Source organism: Paenibacillus phytohabitans, assembly GCF_013141775.1.
GTDB lineage: Bacteria > Bacillota > Bacilli > Paenibacillales > Paenibacillaceae > Paenibacillus_AQ > Paenibacillus_AQ phytohabitans.
In genome coordinates this window covers 108,070-130,223 of sequence record NZ_WHOB01000093.1, presented here as the reverse complement: position 1 = coordinate 130,223, position 22,154 = coordinate 108,070, and the positions used below count along the sequence as shown (strand labels likewise).

Below are 22,154 nucleotides of genomic sequence, written 5' to 3'. Positions count from 1 at the left end.
TGCCGGATACTTAATGAGTATTTTTAAGTTACTATAATTTTAATAGTTAATTAAGAGAAATGCAAGGTGTATTTTGTATTTTCATATTTAGTGTCCTATTTAGTATCCAAGAAAGCGGGGGTAAACATGCATACCCAATCAAGTCTGCTGCAGCAGCTGGAGAACCTGCGAATCGATCCGCGCGGAACGCTGCTGGTCCATTCCTCCTATAAAAGCATCGGTGAAGTAGAAGGAGGGGCAGACACCGTTCTGGATGCGCTCTCCGAATATATGAAGGAAGGGCTGCTTGTCCTGCCGGCACATACCTGGTCATATATTAACGGAGCGAATCCGAGGTTCTCTGTTCTGGAGTCACCCGTCTGTGTCGGCATCCTGCCGGAGCTGTTCCGGAAGCGGCCGGGTGTGATCCGCTCCTGGCATCCGACCCACTCTGTAGCTGCGCTTGGAGCGGACGCGGCGGCTTTCACTGCCGGAGACCAGCGCTGGGATACGCCCTGCGCGCGCGGCTCGGTCTACGGCAAGCTGCTGGACCGCGAGGCAGAGATTATGCTGCTGGGTGTGGATCTGCGGAGGAATACCTTCATCCATGGCATTGAAGAGTGGGTGGATATCCCCGGCAGAATGACGGACGGGCATGAACTGCTCTACACTGTGACACCTGAAGGGGAGGAAATTGCTGTTCCTTCACGCAGACATTCCGGGCTGTCCTGGTCGCAGCATTTCTGGAAAGTGGAGCCTGTGCTGGAGGAAGGCGGCGCTCTGCGCCGGGGGAGCTTCGGGGATGCCGGAGTCATGATCTGCGGAACCGTGGAGACCACGGATATCCTGAGCCGCATGCTGGCGGACAATCCGGATTTGTTCTCGGACAATGAGCCGCTAAGCGGAGGGGATGTGCCTGAAGCATTACCCAAGACGAAGCCGGGAATTCCGCAGCACCGGCCAGCCCGGGAGCGCTTCCGCCCTTAATCCGGGACCGGGCATCTGTTCATTCTGGCAAGGCTCTATCAATGTATGGTATATTATTCTCACAAAAAACATAGTAAGGAGATTGGAAATGACAAAAACTTTGATCTTTGGACACAAAAACCCGGATACAGATACCATCTGTTCAGCAATTGCTTATGCAGCACTCAAGAAGGAACTGGGCTGGGATGCCGAGCCGGTCCGGCTGGGAGAAGTCAGCGGAGAAACCCAATATGCGCTTGATCACTTCGGGGTACCGGCACCGCGCCACGTGGAGAATGTTGCCGCTGAAGCGAAGCAGGTTATTCTCGTTGACCATAACGAACGCCAGCAAAGTGCGAATGATATCGATCAGGTCCGTGTGGTTGAAGTTATTGACCATCACCGGATTGCCAACTTTGAAACCGCTCATCCGCTGTACTATCGTGCAGAGCCGGTAGGTTGTACTGCAACAATCCTGAATAAGCTGTACAAAGAGAATGGTGTAGCTATTCCGAAGGACATCGCCGGTCTGATGCTCTCCGCTATCATTTCCGACTCCCTGCTGTTCAAATCGCCGACCTGCACTGATGAAGATGTTGCCGCTGCCCGTGAGCTGGCTGACATTGCTGGTGTAGACGCTGACAGCTATGGCCTTGCCATGCTCAAAGCGGGTGCGGACCTAAGCGACAAGAGTATTGCCCAGCTGATCTCCCTGGATGCCAAGGAATTCAAAATGGGTGAATACAAAGTGGAGATCGCCCAGGTCAATGCTGTAGATGTGAACGATGTGCTCTCCAAGCAGGCAGAGCTGGAAACAGCCCTTACCGCGATTATCGACGACAAGGGACTTGATCTGTTCCTGTTCGTAGTTACCGATATCCTGAACAACGATTCGGTTGGACTGGCATTGGGCCGCGTGGCCGGTGCCGTGGAGCAGGCTTACAATGTGAAGCTGGACGACAACAAAGCTGTGCTGAAGGGTGTAGTTTCCCGCAAATCACAGATCGTACCGGTGCTGACCGAAACGATTGCCAAGCTGTAACAGGCACGCCAGGAACTCATCCGGAACAGTAAATTATCCATAATTTTATATAAAGCCGGCTGCAGCATTCTTAACAGGATGAAGCAACCGGTTTTATTTTACAATTGACAGCAACTCCTTCCGGTTTGGCGGGTATAATCAGCATAGGAATATTTGAGGGGGACGTAAAAGATGGGGAAGATGCGTAAGCTGGCGGTTTCCACACTTGGACTGATGATTATCTCAGGAGGAACTTTGCTGTATGCTGCTGCGGGCAAAACGGATCTCTCTGTATACATAAATAACGTGCTTCAAAAGCAGCCGGGGATATCATCGGAAGGCCAGACCTATGTGCCGCTGGACCAGCTTCCTGACAATATGCATGCGATCCTGTCTCTGGACGAGTCGGCGGGGACGGTCCGTATCTATAAGCCCAATGTGAACACGGTGCTGCTTGATGAAAAGGGTACCATTTTCGGCAAAGTAAGAACCGCGTCCAGCAGTACATTCTACACCCTGGTGCAGGTGGATCAGCTGAAAACGGATGTTTCCGATTTGAAAATAACAATTACTGACCCGGCCGGCAAAACGGATACCGTGGACAATCAGCAGATTACGGAGAAGAAGGAGAGCTTCTGGTTCAAGTCGGCGGCGTATAATTACACCTTCACGGAGAAGGGCAGCTATACGATCCAAGTCTATTTGAAAGACACTGCATCCAAGAAATGGTTCATCGTTTCCGAACTGCAGATATCGACCACTTAAGGTCTTCATCATGAAGGAGGAGCGGGGAATATGGCAAAAACACGAAACAGCGGAGCTCCCCAATATAAGTCGTTTGGTCTTGTACTGCAGGCATTGGTGATTCTCGCGAAAAAAGGAAGTACCTGTTCCAGCTGCGAAATCGCCGGATTGCTGTCCTCTGAAGCCACACTGCTCAGGCGCATTATGGCTAATCTGACCCGTGAGCGGATTCTGGTGACCCGCGAGGGTCGTGACGGAGGGTATTTGCTTAACCGCGCACCGGAAGATTTGACGCTTGCGGAGATCTATCAGGCTATGGAGGCGGGAGAGGGACGCAATCATGCGCACGATGATACGGTGTGTACGAACGCCTTGGGGACACAAATGAAGGTAGCCTATGGTGAATTGCTGGACGAGCTGGACCAGAGTGCGCTAAGAGTTCTGGAACGTTATACGCTGGCCGATATAGTGCGCAAAACGGAAGATTGACAGGGTGCTTTTTTTTGAATTATACTGTGCGTAATATTATACAGTTAAACGCAGCTCTAGAATACAGCGGTTGATGAAGTGCTTATTTGGATCAGGAAGAGGAAGAGGAGGATGAGCGTATGTCAGCAGAACTGAAGGTAGAACAGGAATTCGGCAAGGTGATTCGCGATAGGCATTCTGTGCGGAAATACGATCCATCCTGGACAATATCCGATGCGGAGATTAAGGAGATCCTCGAAGAGGCGATTCTGGCCCCGTCTTCGTCCAATCTGCAGCCTTGGCGGTTCATTGTTATTACCGACCCGGACGTGAAGGCACAGCTCCTGCCAATCGCCCATAACCAGGCACAGATTACCGAATCCTCAGCAACAATAGCCGTGCTTGGCGATCTGGAGGCTTACCGCAATGCGGAAACCATCTATCAGTACGCAGAAGCAGCCGGTTATGTCACAGCAGAAATAGGTGCGGCTATGGCCAAAAGAAGCTATGACGGCTATTCGGGCATGCCTGCTGAGAAGCTGAAGGAGATTGCGCTGATCGATGGCGGGCTCATCTCCATGCAGCTTATGCTGGCAGCCAAGGCGAGAGGTTATGATACCGTGCCTATGGGCGGATTCGTGCACGACAGCTTCAAGCAGCTGTTCGGGATTACGGAGCGTTATGTGCCGGTGATGCTCATTGCACTGGGCAAGGCAGCAGTAGAAGGACGGCCGACAGCCAGACTTCCGCTGGAAGCAGTTGCGCAATGGAACGCTTTTCAGGCCTAATTCTGAAGGACTCAAGCTTCACACTATATTACTGTACCTGCTGTTTTCTGAAGAAACGGATGCCGCCCCAAGGGACGGTGCCCGTTTCTTCTTGTTTGCGGAGCTTTCTGCTACACTGAAGATATTGAACGCATGAACTTAAGTTAAGACAGACCATAACAGCCTTTAGGAGGAGATCACATTGATTACAGTATATCCTGCAGAGTCTGCACACCGGTTCGATCACGGCTGGCTGAAGGGCAGTCATGTCTTCTCGTTCGGCGATTTCTATGATCCTGATAATACAGCCTTCGGCCCGATGCGGGTCTGCAACGACGATACCATCTCTCCGGGAAGAGGCTTTGGTGCCCACCCGCACAGTGATATGGAGATCGTCTCCATTGTGCTGTCCGGCGTGCTGCGCCATGAGGATAACCTGGGCAATGTGGAGGAGACTTCTTTTGGCGGCATTCAGCGGATGTCAGCCGGCACAGGAGCCATTCATACAGAGCATAACCCTTCTGACAGCGAGCCGGTGCGGCTGCTGCAGCTGTGGTTCATGCCGCGTACCCGGGGAACGGCTCCTTCCTATGCGACAGGCCGCTTCGATCCGGCGAAGCTGGATGGAAGACTGCTTCCGGTAGTGGCGGCTGAAGCCTCGGCGGAGGTCGTCGGCATTGCCCAGGATATGACCCTCTATCTGGGCAGAGCGCAGACCGGCGGGCTGCTCGATTTCCGGCAGGAGCCGGGCCGGCGGATCTTCGTCTATTTAATCGGGGGACAAATTACGCTGAATGGGGACGCTGTGCTGAGGCCGGGAGATTCTGCCCGGATTGAAGGGGTGAGCCATTTGGAGCTGCAGGCAGACGGGGATACGCTTGTCATGCTGATTGATCTGCCTTAAATAAGGCTTAAACCTAAATGTGGGAGGAATCCTTGATGGCAGAGCAGGAAAGAGTACTGGTGAAGCATTCCGTAACAGGGCGTATGCTGATCAGCAGTACAGATGGCATAGGCTATACTTTTGATGAGCAGGGCGGGCTAACTGTGATTACCCTAACCGGAGTTCCGGCTGATAAGGGGGCGGCAGTTGCTGAACTCAAGGCTGAGCTGAATGTATTCCGTTTCGAGGAACCGGCTGGCGGGCCGGTGATTAAGCACTGGTATTACGTAGGTGATCATCCTGTAGTATATGATGAGGCCATGGGCCGTCTGACGATAGCTGTGCAGTCCGAGATCGAATACCGGCCGGACCAATACTGGGAATAAAGCTGCAAAGACATCAATCTGACTCTCTAACGCTTCGCGTGAGGTTGATGTCTGTTGCTTGCTGGATTTTGCTGAAAAAAGCTGAAAATGAAACAAAAGATATTGACAACATGTCCTGAAAGGACTAGCTTTGTTATGAAACGTAACATGTACATAAAGTGGAGACAGGAGAAATGAAGCTAATGGAATTGTTTGCGGCAATGGAGCGGGACGACTACGAGGAAGTGCTGTTTTGTCAGGATAAGGCATCAGGCTTGAAGGCAATCATTGCTATTCATGACACAACACTGGGTCCCGCACTGGGTGGAACGAGAATGTGGACCTATGCTACAGAGGGAGAGGCGGTTGTGGACGCGCTCCGGCTGGCCAAGGGCATGACGTATAAGAATGCGGTTGCCGGGCTGAATCTGGGCGGCGGCAAGACGGTGATTATCGGGGATCCCAAAAAAGATAAAAATGAGGCGATGTTCCGCGCCTTCGGCAGATACATACAGGGCTTGAACGGCCGTTATATTACAGCCGAGGATGTAGGCACTACGGAAGAGGATATGGACATCATCCATCAGGAGACGGATTTCGTCACCGGCATCTCGGCTACCTACGGTTCATCCGGCAACCCTTCACCGGCTACTGCTTTCGGGGTATACCGGGGAATGAAGGCAGCGGCCAAGGCGGCATTCGGCAGTGATTCACTGAACGGCAGAACCGTTGCCGTGCAGGGTGTCGGCAATGTATCCTTCACGCTGTGCAAATATCTTCACGAGGAGGGCGCACGCCTGATCGTCACAGATATTAATAAGGAGGCTGTCAGCCGGGCAGTAGAGGCTTACGGGGCTACAGCGGTGGACCCGGGCGAGATTATTCAGGCGGATTGTGACATCTACGCGCCGTGCGCACTCGGTGCGACCATTAATGATGAATCCCTGCCGCTGCTGAGAGCCAAGGTTGTGGCGGGAGCCGCTAACAATCAGCTTAAAGAACCGCGCCACGGGGATGCCCTGCATGAGATGGGGATTGTCTACGCCCCGGACTATGTCATTAATGCCGGCGGCGTAATCAATATCGCCGACGAGCTGAACGGCTATAACAAGGAACGGGCGTTCAAGCAAATCGCCAAAATCTACGACAGCATCACCCGCGTGCTGGAAATCTCCCAGCTGAGCGGAATTCCAGCTTACGCTGCAGCGGATCAGCTCGCAGAGGAGCGGATCTCGCTGCTGCGTAACAGCCGCAGTACCTTCCTGCGCAACGGGCAGCATGCCCTTAGCAGAAGATAAGGTGAGCAGCCGGGGCGGGAGCGGTGATCCCGCTGCATAATCCGGGCAGCATTGAATCTGTACATGAACGGCCCTGTTCCGCTAATCGGCGGTGAACAGGGCCGTTTCTTAGGCTGTATAGCAGATCATTCGACAATTCGTTTGCTATTTCATGCAGAATAGTGAGAAATGTAGCAGTAGCCGGCTTGGATAATAAGGAAAATAGAACCAGGAAAGATCTTGCAGGATTGAAAGGTGGAGACACATGGCAGCGGTGAATATGAATGCGGCAATGAATTACGGAAGCAGGGAGTCGTACTTTGACGGGACACTTATCGAGTATATTGGCTGGTGCCTGGCAGGCTGGCTGGTTACGGTGTGTACCCTCGGAATTTGCTATCCTTGGTCTGTGGTGATGATCTACCGCTGGAAGGTGGAGCATACCGTAGTTAACGGGCAGCGTCTGCGGTTTGACGGCAGTGCCGTAAGCTTGTTCGGACAATGGATCAAGTGGTTCCTGCTGTCATTAATAACGCTCGGCATCTACAGCTTCTGGGTAAGAATCAAGCTGGAGCAGTGGAGAACGAAGAATACTCATTTCCAATAATCCGCTGCATGATTTAAGAATACGGTTTATAGAGCAAGAGCCATCGTCCGTAACCGGAGGATGGCTCTTGCTTTGCTCTACTTGGTACTTCCGCTGCTGGAAGGACGGCAGCGGAGTATGGGATAAATAGCGGTTATTGCACCTTTTGCGGCTCCGGATAGGTTACGCCGAGAGTATCGACCGTTACCTTCTTCATCACTGGCGGCTGTTCAGGGCGGTCATTAGCATCACGCGGCAGATTGACGATATCCTGGACGGCTTCCAGTCCTTCGGTAACCTTGCCGAAAGCGGCATAGCTGCCGTCAAGGCTCGGATACGCGGCGGCCATAATGAAGAACTGCGAGCCTCCCGAGTTCACATCCTGGCTTCTGGCCATGGATAGAACGCCTTCTGTATGCAGCAGATTATTGGTGAATCCATTGGCGGAGAACTCTCCGGTGATACTGTAGTCCGGACCGCCCATACCTGTACCGTCAGGGTCGCCGCCCTGAATCATGAAGCCGGGAATGACCCGGTGGAAGATGGTTCCGTCATAGAAACCCTTCTGGATCAGCGAAATGAAGTTGTTAACTGTGTTAGGGGCAACCTCGGGATACAGCTCAGCCTTAATAATGGCGCCGTTATCCATTTCAATTGTAACCACCGGATGGCTGGCTGTGGCTGAAGGTACGCCTTCCGTAGCTGCAGCAGCATTATCCTGTGGCGCCGTAGTAGCCTCGCTGCCGGCTGCAGCATTATTGTTCACAGGCTTGTTGCCGCAGCCCGCCAGAATCACGAGCATCAGACACATCACCGCCAGCAGGATGACGGGTTTTCTAGTAGTAAGCTTCACGGTACAAATCTCTCCTTTTATCTTTGAATAATAGGGTGCAGTCTCCCTAGTATCATACCTTCTTTGTCCCGCTTCATGCAAAGCCTGCCCCTCCGGCCGGGATTGGCACATTCTTCAAAGAGGGGTAGAATGGGAGAAGTGCTTCCAAAAAAACGCTGAAGGGATGTGTGCAGCATGAGTTTTTCATGGAAGCGGAACCTGATCGTGCTCTGGGTAGGGGTTTTCTTTTGCAGTACGGCATATTCGATCTCGATTCCGTTCCTCTCAATTTTTCTTAGCGACCAGTTAGGTGTTACAAGCCATTTGGAGATCTGGTCGGGGGTCAGCTTCGGCATTACGTTTCTGGCCAGCGCGCTAATCTCGCCTTATTGGGGTTCACTTGCCGACAAATACGGCCGCAAGCCGATGCTTATCCGTTCGGGCTTCAGCCTGGCGGCCCTGTATCTGATTAATTTCTTCGTGCATGATCCTTATGTATTCTTGGTCGTGCGGATTCTGCAGGGACTGCTCGCAGGGTTCGTTCCGGCAGCAATTGCTATGGTAGCGACCAACACACCGGAGGATAAGACAGGCTATGCACTAAGCATCATGTCTACAGCCGGAGCCACCGGCAGCATCATCGGGCCGCTCATCGGCGGCGTAGTCAGCTATTACTCCAGCAACCGCGTTGCGTTCCTGTTCTCGGCTGTTATTGTGCTGGTCTCCGCGCTGATCGCTACCTTCTTCGCCAAGGAAGAGAACTTCGACCGTTCTGCCCCGCGTTCCAGGGTAAGGGATGATATCCGGGAAGCCGGCCAGAACCGGGCGTTCATCACCCTGCTTCTGCTTGCGGGCATCAGTACCTTCTCCGTCATGATTCTGGAGCCGCTGCTGCCGATCTATCTGCTGGACATGGGGATTTCGCGCAGCAGCGCCTCGCTTAGCTCCGGAATCGTTTTCTCGGCAGTCGGCATCGCTACCGTAATTATGGCACCGCAGTGGGGAAGAATCGGCAGCCGCAAAGGCTATGGCTTTATTCTCTTCATCGGCCTGATTGGCGGAGGCATCGGGAATATTCTGCAGTATTTCGTATCAGGTTATGTAGAGTTTGCCATTCTGCGTTTTGCCTACGGCCTGTTCTATGCCGGTGTGCTTCCTTCCGTTAATGCGATGATAGTCCAGGTCATTGAACCGGGCTTCCGCGGACGGGCCTTCGGGCTGAATCAGGCGGCCAGCCAGCTGGCAACGATGGCGGGCCCGATTATCGGCGGTCTGCTCGGAGCCTTCCTGCCGATCCGCTGGGTATTTGTCATTAACGGCGTCATGCTGCTTGTAGCGGCTGTGCTCGTGAAGACCCACAAGCTGGAATCGAAGGTGAATGCTGCCCACGCGGGAATCCAGGTGACTCCCTGAGAATGAACTGCCGCCGTGTCTACTTGTGAAGCTCTTTGACGGCGGCCAGCGTCGTTCCTTCAGGAACAGGGAGCAGTGCGCTTTTGGAGATGCCGATGAGCTGGGAGCTGTAGATGCCGCTGTGTCCGGAGAACAGATAGCTGATTACGCAGGCGATGAACATGTATACCGCTCCGCCGGAGCCAAACAGCTCAATGCCCATAATGAAGCAGGCGATCGGTGTATTGACCGCTCCGCAGAAAACGGCGATGAAGCCTAGCGAAGCCAGGAAAGGTCCATAGAGATGAAGCAAGCCGGCCAGACTGTTCCCCAGAGTAGCTCCGATGGCAAAGAGCGGGGTCACCTCGCCGCCCTGAAATCCAGTCCCCAGGGTAAAGGCTGTGAAGACCAGTTTCCACAGAAAGGCGAAAGGATGGACATCCCCCGTAAATGAACCGCTGATTAGCGGAATCCCGAGGCCCAGATAATCCCGTGTACCGGCAATGTACACCAGGGCGATAATGATGAGACCGCCGGTGGCGCTTTTGAGCATAGGGTTACGGATTAAGGCGGCGAAGGTCCGCTTCAGATAATGGGTAAGCTCGCTGAACAGCAGGCTGACCAGACCGAACACAATGGACGCGGCAATCACTTTGACCAGCACCAGCGCATCCATTCCGGGGACAACATCCACCTGATAGTGGATATGGTGCACACCCCACAAGCGGGAAGCGACAAGATCACCGGTGAAGCTGGCAACGAAACAGGGCAGCAGGGCCTTGTGGCTGATCAGGCCGATGGCGATAACCTCCAGACCGAAGACCGTTCCGGCCAGCGGGGTCCCGAAGATCGAGCCGAAACCGCCGCTGATTCCGCACATGAGCAGGATTTTGCGGTCCAGGGAGTTGATCCGGAGCCATCTTCCCAGCGCATCGGCCAGACTGCCGCCCATTTGCACAGCCGTTCCCTCACGCCCGGCAGAACCTCCGAAGAGATGGGTAATCAGTGTCCCGATAAGGACCAGAGGCGCCATCCGCAGCGGAATCGCTTCATCTCCCTGCTGAATTTGCTCCAGAATAAGATTGTTACCCTTTGCGCTATTCCTGCCGTAACGCATGTACATGCCGCTAACCAGAGCGCCCCCCACAGGAAGCAGGAACAGCAGCCAGGCATGCTCCAGCCGGACCTTGGTCACGGCTTCCAGGCTTTTCAGGAAAATAGCCGAGGCACTCCCCGACAATAGTCCCACCAATCCCCCCAGCACCACCCATTTCACAAATGTACTCCAAAGAGCGAGCTGGCTCCGCCGTGCTGCAAGCTCCACCCACCGTGCATACTTCCTCTTCATCCTGCTATGCCCCCATATCCCGAGTCTGCTCCCTGAAAATAAACAGACTCCTACCAGCGAGTGATCACTGGTAGGAGTCATTAGTCCCGAAGGACGGTTATGGCGAACTCCATCGCCGTATTGAATGCCATTATAGTAAGTTTATTTCGTTCAAAAGTCAATACGGTTATGCCGCTTAGTCCTCTTCACCGCTGGAGCCGTTCAGCACATCGGTTCCGGGCATTGCGTCGGGGTCCGGGGAGACCGGGTCGATCGCGCTGCCGGGATCAATATCGTCGGCATCCGGGATATCCTCCAGCGGAAGCTCTTCCTCTTCCTCCAGCAGCTCTTCCTCATCCGCATAATCAATTACATTGCCGGTCAGGCCTGCTGCGCCGGCAGCGTACAGTGCATCCGATTCCAGGAGCTCGTCCCGTTCCGGCGCCGGAGTCCCTGGCGGAGGGGGGTTCCGGTCTGAACGCGGGCCCAGCCCGGAATCCGGCACATTCAGTCCGATGTCGGCAGCCAGAATATTATCGCCGACCAGTGCCGGATCGGAACCATCGTCCACCACACCGTCGAAATCTATGGGTGTGAAATTAGCGGGATCATGGCTGGCCAGAGCAGATTCAAGCGGCCGGTTCCCGGCGGTGTCCACTTCATCACTTGGACTTTGTTCGGTAATGGTGCCGAGCGGACGCAATTCTTCCAGCGGAATATCCTGTTCCGGGGAAACGCCGCCCATTTTGGTATAACGCTCGTACACAAAGTCGGCTTCGGTCTTATTGAATTCATTGCCCATTGCTGTTCAGCTCCCTTTATTTTAAGTCTGCCCCTCTTTGGGGACAGCATGATTAACCGCAGCTTTCTGATCCTTGTCCGGAAGTGCGCCGGGATAGGTGCCTTCCTGGAACAGTCCGGACTCTTCATCAATATCCCGCTCGGTAATCAGGTCCTCACGGTCTTGTTCTTCACCATCAGCAGGTTTCTTATGAGTGTCCATCGCGAGCCTCCTTTACCTATAGTAATTGTATACCCTTTAAACCGGCGGCGAATCTGTTCGGCAGCCGGGCAGCCATTCTGTTAATATATTCATTCCACCCGTGGAATAACCACAATTAACACGTAAATATAAGAATGCCTAGGCTTCACAAGCTAACTAATCCTTCTATTTTTCGAGGTTTTTTGCAGGATAAGGCAGGTATAGTGCGAACGTTGTCGAAAATAAGAATCATATGAACTACGTAAATACAACTAAGGATTCACTGGGGTGCCACAATGAAGTTGCCTTCAACCAAAACAGCAGCCGCACTAATTATGCTGCTGCTCGTAATTGCCATAATCCCGGTTGGCATTGCCATGGAATGGGGCGGACATAAAGAAGTAGCCCTCCCGGCATGGCAGCTTAAATGGGAACATGCAGTTCTACATGATATTCAGGAGGCGATGGCTGCTCCTTCCGGGGAGTGGCGGACTGTACAGGCGCGGGCAGACAGGCCGCAACCGCCTGCGGGTGCAGATTCAGTCTGGCTGCGGTTTTCTTTGCCGCGGACAGAGGCGAATTCAGCACTCCTGATCGACAAAGTATACGGCGACAGCCTTAAGGTATATATAGACCGCCGGCTCATCTATGATTCCAGTGAGGTGATCAATTACAGCGGCAACAAGGTGCTAATTCCGCTATCCGGGGAGGACAGTGCCAAGCAGCTGTATCTATGGAGTGCCGGGGGCAAGGATTTCGGCATCGGGGGAAAGGTCAGGGTAGGCAGCTATGACAAGCTGCTGTCCTTCTATGTGAAGCAGGATCTGGTGGATATTGTCATTGGAGCGGCGCTGATATTTATGGGCGGAGCGCTGATGATCTGTCTGTTGTTCCTTAAACCGGAATTTTTCTCGGGCGGATTATTTCTGATTCTGGTCATTATATCCTTTGGCGTGCTGCTGATTACGTATTCCCCGTTCCTGCGGCTGATCGTGAACAGCCAGGAGCGGCTTACGGGAATCTGCTTCGATCTGGCGCTCTTCACACTTCTGCCGGCGTTTACGATCTACTTTGAACAATTATTTGGACCCGGCAAGCGGGGATATACCACCCGGCTGCGCAATTTCCAGCTGGCTTACTCCTTGTTCTGCCTGGGTGGGCTTGCCCTGAATGCCGTGCTCTCATTCCGGTTCGACTACCTGTACTCCTTCCTGACCATCAATGTGACAGGTGTGCTGATTATGGCGCAGTTTGTTTATTTGCTGTATATGTCGCTGACTTATGCCCTCAGGGGCAATAAAGATGCTGTGATTTTCTCGATGGGGTTCTCTGTGTTTGCCTTCCTGTCCCTGAGTGAGCTGCTGATCTATTATTTCTCTTCGGAGAGGTATCATCTGTATTGGTGGAAGTGGGGAATGGTTCTGTTCGTTATTTCCCTGATTGTTATTCTGGGAAGACGGTTTGCGGGGAGTCATGAGCAGGCTTTGGAATACTCCAGGGAACTGGAGAAATTCAATAATGATCTGCAGCGGTCGGAGAAAATGGAGATTATCAGTGAACTCGCTGCCTCGGTTGCCCATGAGGTACGGAATCCCCTGCAGGTAACCCGCGGTTTCCTGCAGATTCTGGGAGAACGCTCCGGCAAGAAGGAGAAGGAGTATCTGCAGATGGCCATGGAGGAGCTGGACAGGGCCTCGGTCATCATTACCGACTTTTTGACGTTCGCTAAGCCCGGTATGGATACGGTAGATGTATTTGAAGTCTCCGGAGAGCTGAAGCATGTGTCAGGTATCCTGGTGCCCCTCGCCAATCTGCAGGGTGGAGCCATTGAACTGCATCTGCAGGAGGATCTTCAAGTGTCGGGCAGCCCGGCCAAATTCAAGCAGGCATTCATTAACCTGATTAAGAACAGCATTGAGTCATTGCAGGAGGAAGGCTTGATTGTAGTAACCGCCTGGAAGACAGGCAGTCATGTGGTCATCAGTGTTCAGGATAACGGCGAAGGCATGAAGGTCAGCGAGCTGGCCCGGCTGGGGGAGCCGTATTATTCCAATAAGACGAAGGGGACGGGGCTTGGACTCATGGTAACCTTCCGGATTATTGAAGCGATGAACGGTTCCATAGAGTTTCAGAGCAGGAAGGGTGAGGGGACAGAGGTTATTGTTAAATTACCAGCCTCAGGCAATAATTAGGAATTATTTTTGTTTATTCCGTTTTTTTGAAGGGATGGGCAGAGGGCGGAGCGAAATACTAACACTAACAGAACTTTGTTTCTGAAACTTTCTTCTGAGGTGCTTGCATGTCTTTGATGTTCAAAAGTTTACATATAACCTTAGTGCTGTTTCTGCTCTCAGTAACCTGTGGACCGTTTCTGGTATCGGCGCAAAGTTACTACCCTGCCAGCGAGATCAGCCATTGGCAATTGAAGTGGCAGGAGGGTCCGGGAGACAGCGGGCGGAAGGTTCCTCTGAGGGAAACGGAGGGATGGATGGAAGTTGAAGGGAAGACTGAGATGCCTCAGCTGCCTTCCGGGGTATCCTCCGCCTGGACGAAGCTAACACTACCCTCATATAGCTACGCAGCCCCTTCCGTCTATATTGATGCGATCTATGCCCTGCATGTCAAAGTGTACGTGGAAGAGCGGCTGATTTTCGAGAGCGACCGCAGCTTTATTAAGGATAATTATTCGCTGCTTGTGCCTCTGGATATGACGGACAACGGCAAAACGATGTATATTTGGACGGAAACCCTGAAGGACCGGATTGGAATCAAGGATAAGATCGTGGTCGGTGAGCATAGTGTTCTGATCAAGGATTATATTAAAAATGGACTTATCGATGTGATCCTGGGCGGCGCCTTTGTGTTCGTGGCGGTGGTCCTGTTTGTCTGCTCATTTTATCTGAACAAGGAGTACTTCCCGGTTGCAGCTTCCTTAGCCATAGTGATAGCCTCCACCGGAGTGCTGTCTATCACCTACTCTCCGTTTACATATACCTTCTACAGTTATCTGGGACCGGTCAGCGTGGTGTTCTTTGACGTCGCGCTATTGTCGCTGTTGCCTTCCCTGACCTTTCTGTTTGAGAAAATATTCGGCGGCGGCAAATTCGGCATCATCCGCTCGTTCCGCAAATTCGAGTCCGTTTACTCCCTTTTTTGCATCCTCTGTCTGATTGTTAATACGCTCTCCGGCGACCGGATTTTGGAATTCTACTATTTTGTCTCGACTAAGATTCTTGGGATCATCATGATCCTGCAATTCATTCTGCTAATCGCCTGCGTGATCATATTCTCCCTGAAGCGCAATAAGGATGCCATCATTTTTGCCATTGGTTTCGGTACTGCAGCTCTAACCGGGGTCTCGGAGCTGGTCTGGTATTATGTTAAGGGCGGAAATTATGACCTGTTCTACTGGAAATGGGCGCTGGTAGTATTCATCCTGTCGCTGATTGTCATCCTGGGCCGGCGGCTGGCGCAGAATCATCAGCAGGTGGTGAAATATTCGCGTGAGCTGGAGCTGTTCAACAATGAACTGCAGCGTTCGGAGAAAATGGAGATTATCAGCGAGCTGGCAGCGTCTGTAGCTCATGAGGTGCGCAACCCGCTTCAGGTCACCCGGGGGTTCCTCCAGCTGCTCAGCGAGAAGTCGAACGGCGATGAGCGGAGATATCTGTTCATGGCACTCAGTGAACTGGACCGTGCAGCGAGTATTATCACGGATTTCCTGACCTTTGCCAAACCGGAGTTTGAGCAGATCTCCCTGCTTAACGTGAATGATGAATTCAAGCATATCCAGAGCATACTCTTGCCGCTGTGCCATTTAAATGGAGGCAAAATGATTCTGGATGTTGAGGATTGCTTATGGGTTAAGGGCAACTCGTCCAAATTCAAGCAGGCGCTGATCAATATTATCAAGAATAGTATCGAATCACTGGGAGAAGACGGCGCGATCCATCTGCTGGCCTATGGTAAAGGGGATAAAGTATACATTCATATTAAGGATAACGGGGCGGGGATGGAGCCTGCGGTCCTCAGCCGGCTGGGTGAACCGTATTTCTCTTCCAACAAAACAAAAGGTACGGGTCTTGGACTGATGGTTACTTTCCGTATTATCGAGGCGATGGAGGGGGAAATCCGCTTCATGAGCAAAAAAGGAGCCGGAACCGAATCCATCACCATTCTGCCGCGTGCAGAAGGTCCGGATGATTCCAACTCCCTATTAGCTTGATTTCATTAGTGAAAGTTACCAGATGCCGAGCGCAGAGACATTAGTCTTCATCATTCCGGAGGCCGGACTTGGAGGAATAACGAGATAGAACTCATTGGAGCCTTCCTCTACTGTCTTAAGTGTAATGTTATCAGGAAGGGTAATGCCGAGCACTTCTTTGAGGGCTGCTTTCGGATCTGTGAGTAGTCTCTGTTTGAAACTCGGATCTTCCCAGGCCTTCTGAATCACTTGATTCTTAAGAATTGCGTCTGACAATACAATCACCCTTTCAAAATGGTTATATTTTCCTGATAAGCATAACATAGGCCAATCTATAATTCTATTGCTTTTTTATATATTTTATAAAATATTCATATTTTTGGTTAACCAATAATTGAGCCCTCCGCTTTGCAATAATTGCTTCTCGGCTTCGATCGCTGCGGCCATATGCTGCAGGTTCTTCACCAGCACCTGATGGAAGGATAACAGATGGGGAAGCTCCAGCGTGAAGGCTTCAAGTGTGCAGTGATTAACCAGAGCTGTCCCCGCATACGAAGCAAGTCCGCCATTTGTAAAAATAAAATCCTTCACCGATGATTTAGTGAGCGGTACTCCTTCATCCTCCCCATGGCAGCGTGCCAGCGACAGCAGGCAATTGTAATTTCCCTCCTCCAAATCCTGTTCCCAATCCTCATAGTCGTCAAGCATCTGCAAGGTCAGCAGTACGCCATGAATCATCTCTTCAGCTTCAGTTATCAGGTGGGATTGGTCTGAGAGCAGCAGTGCCGCCGTGCTGGTAAGCTTAAGCGGACTGGCTTTGTGGGAGATACGGAGGCGGTCCCTCAGGAAATAATCTCCGCCGGCTTCACCGCTTACACTGTCTGCCCACTCCGAGATATAACGGCCAAAGTATGACCAGAACGGGGAATCCGCGGGGAAAAGCGGACGGTAAATATTCAGAAACTCGACATAGAGCAGATTGGCCAGCGGCAGTGCCTGTGCAGCGGAGAGCTCATTACTGTCCATCAGATCATCCTGGAGGAAAAAGTAGAGCATAAAAAAGACGTTGCCGACCGACATTTGACGGGTCAGGGGGATACTCAGGCCGCATCTGTCCTGCAGCCAGAAGGGGAGAAGATAACATATGTAATTTTTGTGGCTTCCTGCCCTAAATACGTTAAACTGATCAAGATAGGACAGGCCTTGGGCATTAAGCGGTTCGGGAAACGCTGAGATAACCGTGCAGCTCTCCTGAAAAACCAGGCGGAGCTCGTCCTCATAATCATGAAGCCAATCCATAGGCTTGTCTCCTGTCAACAATGTATTGTTCTTCTACTATTAGGAAAAAAGTGGGTATTTGTCATGATTATAGTCCTAGATTCAGCCTATTTCAATCCAATTTTGGAAATGAAGTCCCTGGGGGACTAACGGACTATTTAACCGCAGAGATTATAGGCCGGGAGAAGGCGGGAGCAACAGAATAAAACTATGTGAGCAGTGCAGAAAGGAAGGATGTTAAGCATGGATATTATCAGGTTCGGACTGGTGGGCGGAGGCTGGCGGGCTGAATTCTATCTGCGGATCGCCAGAGCGCTTCCGGAGCGCTTTGCCGTAGGGGCCATGTACGTCCGTAATAAGGATAAAGCGGATGCATTGAAGAGAATCTGGGGAGTGGAAGTATATACTTCCATCGATACGTTTATTGAAGCAGGCGGCTATTCATTTGCTGTTATCTGCCTGAAGCGGGAGGCCAGTAAAGATTACATCATTAGACTGGCGGCGGAAGGGATTCCGCTCCTGGCGGAAACTCCGCCGGCACCGGATCTGGAACAGCTCACTCAGCTATGGAATGCGCTGGACCGTTCAGCCGTTATCCAGATAGCCGAGCAGTATATGTTCCAGCCGATGCATGCAGCCCGGATCCGGCTGGCCCGCTCAGGACGCCTCGGGACAATCAGTCAGGCGCAGGTGTCAGCGGCCCATGGATATCACGGGATCAGCCTGATCCGGCAGCTGCTGGATCTCCGCTTCGAGAACGTGAGTATCCGTGCACAGCGTTTCGGTTCTTCTATTATTAACGGCCCGCAGCGCAGCGGGCCTCCGGCTGCCGAGGAGCTGGTGCAGACCGAGCAAACGCTGGCTGTCCTGGAATTCGGCGGCAAGCTGGGGGTCTATGATTTCACCCGTGACCAGTATTTCTCCTGGATTCGCGCTGGCCGCGTGCTCGTCCGGGGGGAACGTGGAGAGATGATGAACGATGAAGTCTCCTGGCTGCAGAGCTATGACACTCCAGTCTACAGCAAGCTGCGGCGGATCGATGCCGGTCATGGCGGGAACCTGGAGGGCCTATATCTCAGGGGGATTATGGGGGACGGGGAGTGGCTGTACCGCAATCCCTTTATTCCTGCCCGGCTAACGGAGGAAGAAATTGCTATCGCCGAGAGTCTGGACAGAATGCAGCGGCATGTAGAGGGAGGCCCTTCATTCTACAGCCTGGCTGAGGGCAGCCAGGATCAATATCTGGCGCTGCTGATGGAGCAGGCTGCGGCAAGCGATGAGATTGTCCGCTCTACTACTCAGCCTTGGGCGGCGGAGTGACCAACTGGCGGGTGGCGGATGGAAGAGCGGAGCAGGAAGTATCAGGGAAGTGCTGGATGCAGTAAAAAACGAGTCCCAATTCCACTATTGTGGATAGGGACTCGTTTGTTTAGAGATCATGAATGTTTGGGTACCGCATTCCAGTACAACTTCGATCAGAATTCCTGCACGAAATACAACATTCTTCGAGATATATAACCCTTAACCGGAGATTGTTGTACGGAATACAGCATTTCTCCTCTTCCAACCGGCTTAGCGGGAGAATTGTTGTAATCCATACAACATTCCTTCTAAAAGCCCGCCTATCAGGAGGTTAAAGTTGTAATTCTTACAACATTTTTATGCGCTTACCTGTTCTGATCACACTAAGCGCGTGTATAGTCCTGGGACTAACTCTATCCTTATACTTCAGCCTCACTGAGCTTGGCTGCAAGCGCAACATACTCTCCGCGCAGGCGGACCAGCTTCGACACACTTTGCTCCAGGCCGCCGAGCCGGTTGCGCCGGGTCCATAGCTGCCGGTAATGATGTAGCAGGAGATCCAGATCATGGATCAGCTCCTGAACGAGTGCCGCATCAATCTGCGGCGTTGCCCCGGCCATTTGTTTCTTAAGCCGGGTCAGCTGCACGGCATGCTTCACGAAGTGAATCCCGTTGCTTAGCTCTTCAGCGACAAGACCGGCATCCTCGCATTCCAGGGCGAGCCCTTCAAGTCTTGCTTCTATGCCGGTGATGTAATGCTCAAGCTGCTGAAGCTGCTCTCCGGTCAGCCTCTCTGCCAGATGCACATGACCCAGACTGCTGCGCAGCAGCATGGACATTTCCGTATCATTCGGGCGGAGGGTGCCGGATTCGAAGGTATAGTAATTTCCGAGATCGAGCAGTAATTGCCCGATGGCTCCGGAACGGTCATGGAAGATGGAGGTGTTCAGGTATTCGGCAATATCCGCTTCAAGGTTGCCCTCCACATTCCAGGCCAGTGCAGCCCCGTATACGAATCCGGCGTAGCTGACCGGCAGATGCTGCCAGTGGCCGAAATCGCCCCAGTCTGTAATCAGATAGCCGATTGCACCATTACGTTTGCCGTGGACTGCCGCGCTGCGCAGATTAGCCAGCATATTGTCAGTCCGTCCGGTAAGTGAATTCCAAGAGCTGGTTCCCGGACAGACATAGAACGGAATCTCCGCTTCACGGAATTTCAGGGTATCCGCTTCGAACGGATGAGCGGCGCTGTAGCCCCATTCCATGGCGATAATATCCTTCGGCAGGCGGGGAATCAGCTCCGGATGCTGGATAATGATATCACCCCAGAACTGCATGGTTTTACCGCGCTCCGTAACGAGCCCGTGGATTTTCTCCAGGAAAGAGAGATAGAGCTCGCCTTTACCGGCGGAGTCGGCCTTCGCTTTGCTTTTGCCAAGTCCCAGTTCATAGGTCTCGTCACATCCGACATTGAATAGCTGCGAATGGAAGTAAGGAAGAAGGTCATCATACATTGTGCCCAGAAGCTTCAGTACTTGCGGATCTTCCGTATCGAAGGTTCCGGGATGCATGAACAGCCCATCGGGATACAGATCGCTGTCATACATATGATCAGGGAGCATGAAGCCTTCGGGAATTTCGGCCAGACTATTGAATTCAGGACGGGTCAGCCAGCCCTCCATATGGCCGAAGCTGTTCTGGTTAGGCACCAGCTCGATATAACGCTCACGGCAGTAGGCATCCAGCAGCAGAATTTCCTCACCGGTAATGGGCGTTTCCAGCTCCCAGACCTGCGGGAAAGACTCATAGGCAAATGGAACTCCTTCTATATATAGCTGTAACTGATTCAGCTTCAGATCGGACATCAGATCAATGATCCGGTACAGGGTTTCCAGCTTGGGGATTTTGTTGCGGCTGATATCGATCATGAGTCCCCTGGCGGCAAAATCCGGCTGATCACGGATAACCAGCTGGGGAATACTTCTGCCATACTGCTCCAGCAGCTGCTTCAGCGTACCAACCGCATAATAAGCGCCTTCCGGGGAGCCATAGGCAATGGTGATTCCGTCTTCATTAATGTGAATCTCATAGGCCCCGGCCGCCAGCAGGGCATTATAGCTGAAGGTAAAGGCGGAAACGGTGGAAGGGCGTATCCCCACCGACAGAGACAGACGGAGCTGAACCGCCTGTAGAGTAACCTGTTGAAGCTTGCGTGCTGCCGGGAGTGCGGTTTGATTCCTCTCACCGGCCAGAACAATACTCCCCTTGGCGGGAATGGGAAACTGGCCTTGGGATACTGTGACCTGCTGGGGGTAAGGGAGCAGCTGTAAATTAATGTTTTCAGGCATAGCGTGGACACCTCTTATTCATGTAGAATATGATCATCTTCATTACAACCATATCACTCCTAAACAGGTGGAGGAATGCAATGTATGCCCAAGCTCATGGATTATATGATCAGTCCCTATCCGATCCGGATTATCGATCCTAAGGTAGAAGCTTCCAGGCTCCGGCTGCAGTCGATACGGATAGGGCAAGCGGGTCATCTGCCGGGAAGAACGCTTTTTCGTTCAGGTGTGGTGTTCGAGCACTGGGCGCTCGTATACATAGTTTCCGGTGGCGGTTCTTATAGTGAGAACGGAGGCAAGGAGCAGCAGGTCCGCGAAGGGAGCCTGTTCTTTTTCCGTCCCGGCTGCACCTACAGTTTCGGACCGCCTTCAGGAGGGTATTGGGATGAATACTATATTAATTTCGCCGGAAGCCGTGTCACGGAATGGCTGGAGACCGGAATGATAGCTGGAGGGGCTGTCTGTCAGGCGGATGGGGTGCAGGGACTTACGGCCTTGTTTGAAGAGGTTCTGGGGCTAATGGACGGCGGGGCTCCCGGAGATGCGGACCGGGCGGCCTTGAAGCTCGAAGAGATGCTGCTGGAATGTTCACTGCGTATCCAGGGTAATAACCGGCTCCTGCAGGCAGAACCCATGTCTCATATCCGCGAAGTGCTGAATGCCTGCATCTATGAGGAGCCTGATCTGCCTGGAATCGCTGCAGGTCTGCACATCTCCATGTCTACACTCCGTCGTACGGTCCGCAGAAGCAGCGGTTACCCCTTGCATGAATATATCCACCGTCTCAAAATGGCAGAAGCCAAACATCTTCTGCTCAACACTTCCCTGCAGGTTCAGGAAATCGCGGGAATGCTTCATTATAGGGATTCCTTCTATTTCTCAAGGCTGTTTAAGAAATATATGGGCATTTCTCCGCAGAACTGCCGCAGCAACGTATAAAAACCGACATAATTCTACTTTATTTCTGGATATATGTCGTAATTTGCAGATTATTGTTGACATGCTGAAAAAGACAGTGATATGATTTAGAACATATTAGCAGTTTTTTGAATAGTTCTTCTAGACTATGCCGGAGATGAAGCCATGAGAGAATATTACTGCATCAGTTGCCGCAGTCTCCATAAGGTGGACGCAAGAAACCATACCTTACGTATTCTGTCCACCGGGTATCATATCGTTGGCGAACAGCGTTACCAGATTTGCATATGTAATAAGGCCAAGCAGCAAACAGCCTTGCCGGCGGTGACTGAGTAGACTGCAGACGACAGAATGATCATGACGGTTGTGAATATTATATAACGAACAGCCTGTCCCTCCAGGGGGACAGGCTGTTCGTCTTGTGCAGGAAATCATTGTTAGATCATGAATACGCTATTATTTGGAATTATGGATATAACTGAGTGCGATTTTGTAAAAAAAGGTTAATGACATGC

21 protein-coding genes and 1 riboswitch are annotated in these 22,154 nt (G+C 52.2%); of the genes, 14 read left to right on the top strand and 7 right to left on the bottom strand.

The annotated features are described in order from the left end of the window. Positions 1-126 precede the first annotated feature (126 nt). The 9 genes from GC101_RS31740 to GC101_RS31700 all read left to right on the top strand — a co-directional run bounded on the left by GC101_RS31740 (position 127) and on the right by GC101_RS31700 (position 7,077). A complete protein-coding gene (locus tag GC101_RS31740; RefSeq protein ID WP_171720552.1) occupies positions 127-966 on the top strand; it encodes an AAC(3) family N-acetyltransferase in 840 nt (279 codons plus the stop codon). Positions 967-1,054: 88 nt separating this feature from the next. Then, complete coding sequence (locus tag GC101_RS31735; protein WP_042133906.1) at positions 1,055-1,987, top strand: manganese-dependent inorganic pyrophosphatase; 933 nt, start codon at positions 1,055-1,057, stop codon at positions 1,985-1,987. A 171-nt stretch (positions 1,988-2,158) separates the two neighbouring features. Then, complete coding sequence (locus GC101_RS31730) at positions 2,159-2,731, top strand: hypothetical protein (protein WP_171720551.1); 573 nt, start codon at positions 2,159-2,161, stop codon at positions 2,729-2,731. A gap of 30 nt (positions 2,732-2,761) precedes the next feature. Next, a complete protein-coding gene (locus GC101_RS31725; protein ID WP_171720550.1) occupies positions 2,762-3,199 on the top strand; it encodes an RrF2 family transcriptional regulator in 438 nt (145 codons plus the stop codon). 119 nt (positions 3,200-3,318) lie between these two features. Beyond that, entirely contained in the window at positions 3,319-3,966 is a 648-nt protein-coding gene (locus tag GC101_RS31720; RefSeq protein ID WP_171720549.1) for a nitroreductase family protein, read from the top strand. A 181-nt stretch (positions 3,967-4,147) separates the two neighbouring features. Next, on the top strand, positions 4,148-4,849 hold the full coding sequence (locus tag GC101_RS31715) for a pirin family protein (RefSeq protein WP_171720548.1): 702 nt from the start codon (positions 4,148-4,150) through the stop codon (positions 4,847-4,849). Positions 4,850-4,884: 35 nt separating this feature from the next. Further along, positions 4,885-5,214, top strand: coding sequence for a hypothetical protein (locus tag GC101_RS31710; protein WP_171720547.1), 330 nt, complete (start codon positions 4,885-4,887; stop codon positions 5,212-5,214). Positions 5,215-5,396: 182 nt separating this feature from the next. After that, complete coding sequence (locus GC101_RS31705) at positions 5,397-6,491, top strand: Leu/Phe/Val dehydrogenase (RefSeq protein WP_042133922.1); 1,095 nt, start codon at positions 5,397-5,399, stop codon at positions 6,489-6,491. A 244-nt stretch (positions 6,492-6,735) separates the two neighbouring features. Then, complete coding sequence (locus tag GC101_RS31700; protein WP_039302961.1) at positions 6,736-7,077, top strand: DUF898 family protein; 342 nt, start codon at positions 6,736-6,738, stop codon at positions 7,075-7,077. Between the two features lie 133 nt (positions 7,078-7,210). On the opposite strand, the gene GC101_RS31695 is transcribed toward GC101_RS31700, so the two are convergent. After that, a complete protein-coding gene (locus GC101_RS31695) occupies positions 7,211-7,909 on the bottom strand; it encodes a peptidylprolyl isomerase (RefSeq protein ID WP_425497170.1) in 699 nt (232 codons plus the stop codon). 174 nt (positions 7,910-8,083) lie between these two features. On the opposite strand from GC101_RS31695, the gene GC101_RS31690 reads away from it, so the two are divergent. Continuing rightward, complete coding sequence (locus GC101_RS31690; RefSeq protein WP_171720545.1) at positions 8,084-9,301, top strand: MFS transporter; 1,218 nt, start codon at positions 8,084-8,086, stop codon at positions 9,299-9,301. A gap of 19 nt (positions 9,302-9,320) precedes the next feature. Here the strand turns inward: GC101_RS31690 and GC101_RS31685 are convergent, their stop codons facing one another. The 3 genes from GC101_RS31685 to GC101_RS31675 all read right to left on the bottom strand — a co-directional run bounded on the left by GC101_RS31685 (position 9,321) and on the right by GC101_RS31675 (position 11,610). Further along, complete coding sequence (locus GC101_RS31685) at positions 9,321-10,628, bottom strand: voltage-gated chloride channel family protein (protein ID WP_171720544.1); 1,308 nt, start codon at positions 10,626-10,628, stop codon at positions 9,321-9,323. A gap of 64 nt (positions 10,629-10,692) precedes the next feature. Then, positions 10,693-10,754: riboswitch (Fluoride riboswitch) on the bottom strand. Positions 10,755-10,803: 49 nt separating this feature from the next. Beyond that, on the bottom strand, positions 10,804-11,409 hold the full coding sequence (locus GC101_RS31680) for a hypothetical protein (RefSeq protein WP_171720543.1): 606 nt from the start codon (positions 11,407-11,409) through the stop codon (positions 10,804-10,806). A 21-nt stretch (positions 11,410-11,430) separates the two neighbouring features. Further along, positions 11,431-11,610 carry a hypothetical protein gene (locus tag GC101_RS31675; protein ID WP_042133927.1) on the bottom strand — a complete coding sequence of 60 codons (180 nt, stop codon included), beginning with the start codon at positions 11,608-11,610 and terminating at the stop codon, positions 11,431-11,433. A gap of 275 nt (positions 11,611-11,885) precedes the next feature. On the opposite strand from GC101_RS31675, the gene GC101_RS31670 reads away from it, so the two are divergent. Both GC101_RS31670 and GC101_RS31665 read left to right on the top strand, forming a co-directional pair. Further along, positions 11,886-13,781 (top strand): sensor histidine kinase, encoded by a 1,896-nt coding sequence (locus GC101_RS31670; RefSeq protein ID WP_171720542.1) that lies wholly within the window; start codon positions 11,886-11,888, stop codon positions 13,779-13,781. Between the two features lie 296 nt (positions 13,782-14,077). Then, positions 14,078-15,814: a sensor histidine kinase gene (locus GC101_RS31665; RefSeq protein ID WP_246354604.1), complete on the top strand. Its 1,737-nt coding sequence runs from the start codon at positions 14,078-14,080 to the stop codon at positions 15,812-15,814. A gap of 15 nt (positions 15,815-15,829) precedes the next feature. Here GC101_RS31665 and GC101_RS31660 read toward each other — a convergent pair whose 3' ends face one another. Both GC101_RS31660 and GC101_RS31655 read right to left on the bottom strand, forming a co-directional pair. Then, positions 15,830-16,069: an NHLP leader peptide family RiPP precursor gene (locus GC101_RS31660; protein WP_039302970.1), complete on the bottom strand. Its 240-nt coding sequence runs from the start codon at positions 16,067-16,069 to the stop codon at positions 15,830-15,832. A gap of 84 nt (positions 16,070-16,153) precedes the next feature. Continuing rightward, entirely contained in the window at positions 16,154-17,092 is a 939-nt protein-coding gene (locus tag GC101_RS31655) for a hypothetical protein (RefSeq protein ID WP_171720540.1), read from the bottom strand. Between the two features lie 222 nt (positions 17,093-17,314). On the opposite strand from GC101_RS31655, the gene GC101_RS31650 reads away from it, so the two are divergent. After that, entirely contained in the window at positions 17,315-18,391 is a 1,077-nt protein-coding gene (locus GC101_RS31650) for a Gfo/Idh/MocA family protein (RefSeq protein ID WP_171720539.1), read from the top strand. A 401-nt stretch (positions 18,392-18,792) separates the two neighbouring features. Here GC101_RS31650 and GC101_RS31645 read toward each other — a convergent pair whose 3' ends face one another. After that, positions 18,793-20,721: a glycoside hydrolase family 20 zincin-like fold domain-containing protein gene (locus GC101_RS31645; RefSeq protein WP_171720538.1), complete on the bottom strand. Its 1,929-nt coding sequence runs from the start codon at positions 20,719-20,721 to the stop codon at positions 18,793-18,795. A gap of 84 nt (positions 20,722-20,805) precedes the next feature. On the opposite strand from GC101_RS31645, the gene GC101_RS31640 reads away from it, so the two are divergent. Further along, positions 20,806-21,660 (top strand): helix-turn-helix transcriptional regulator, encoded by an 855-nt coding sequence (locus GC101_RS31640; protein ID WP_171720537.1) that lies wholly within the window; start codon positions 20,806-20,808, stop codon positions 21,658-21,660. Positions 21,661-22,154 lie beyond the last annotated feature (494 nt).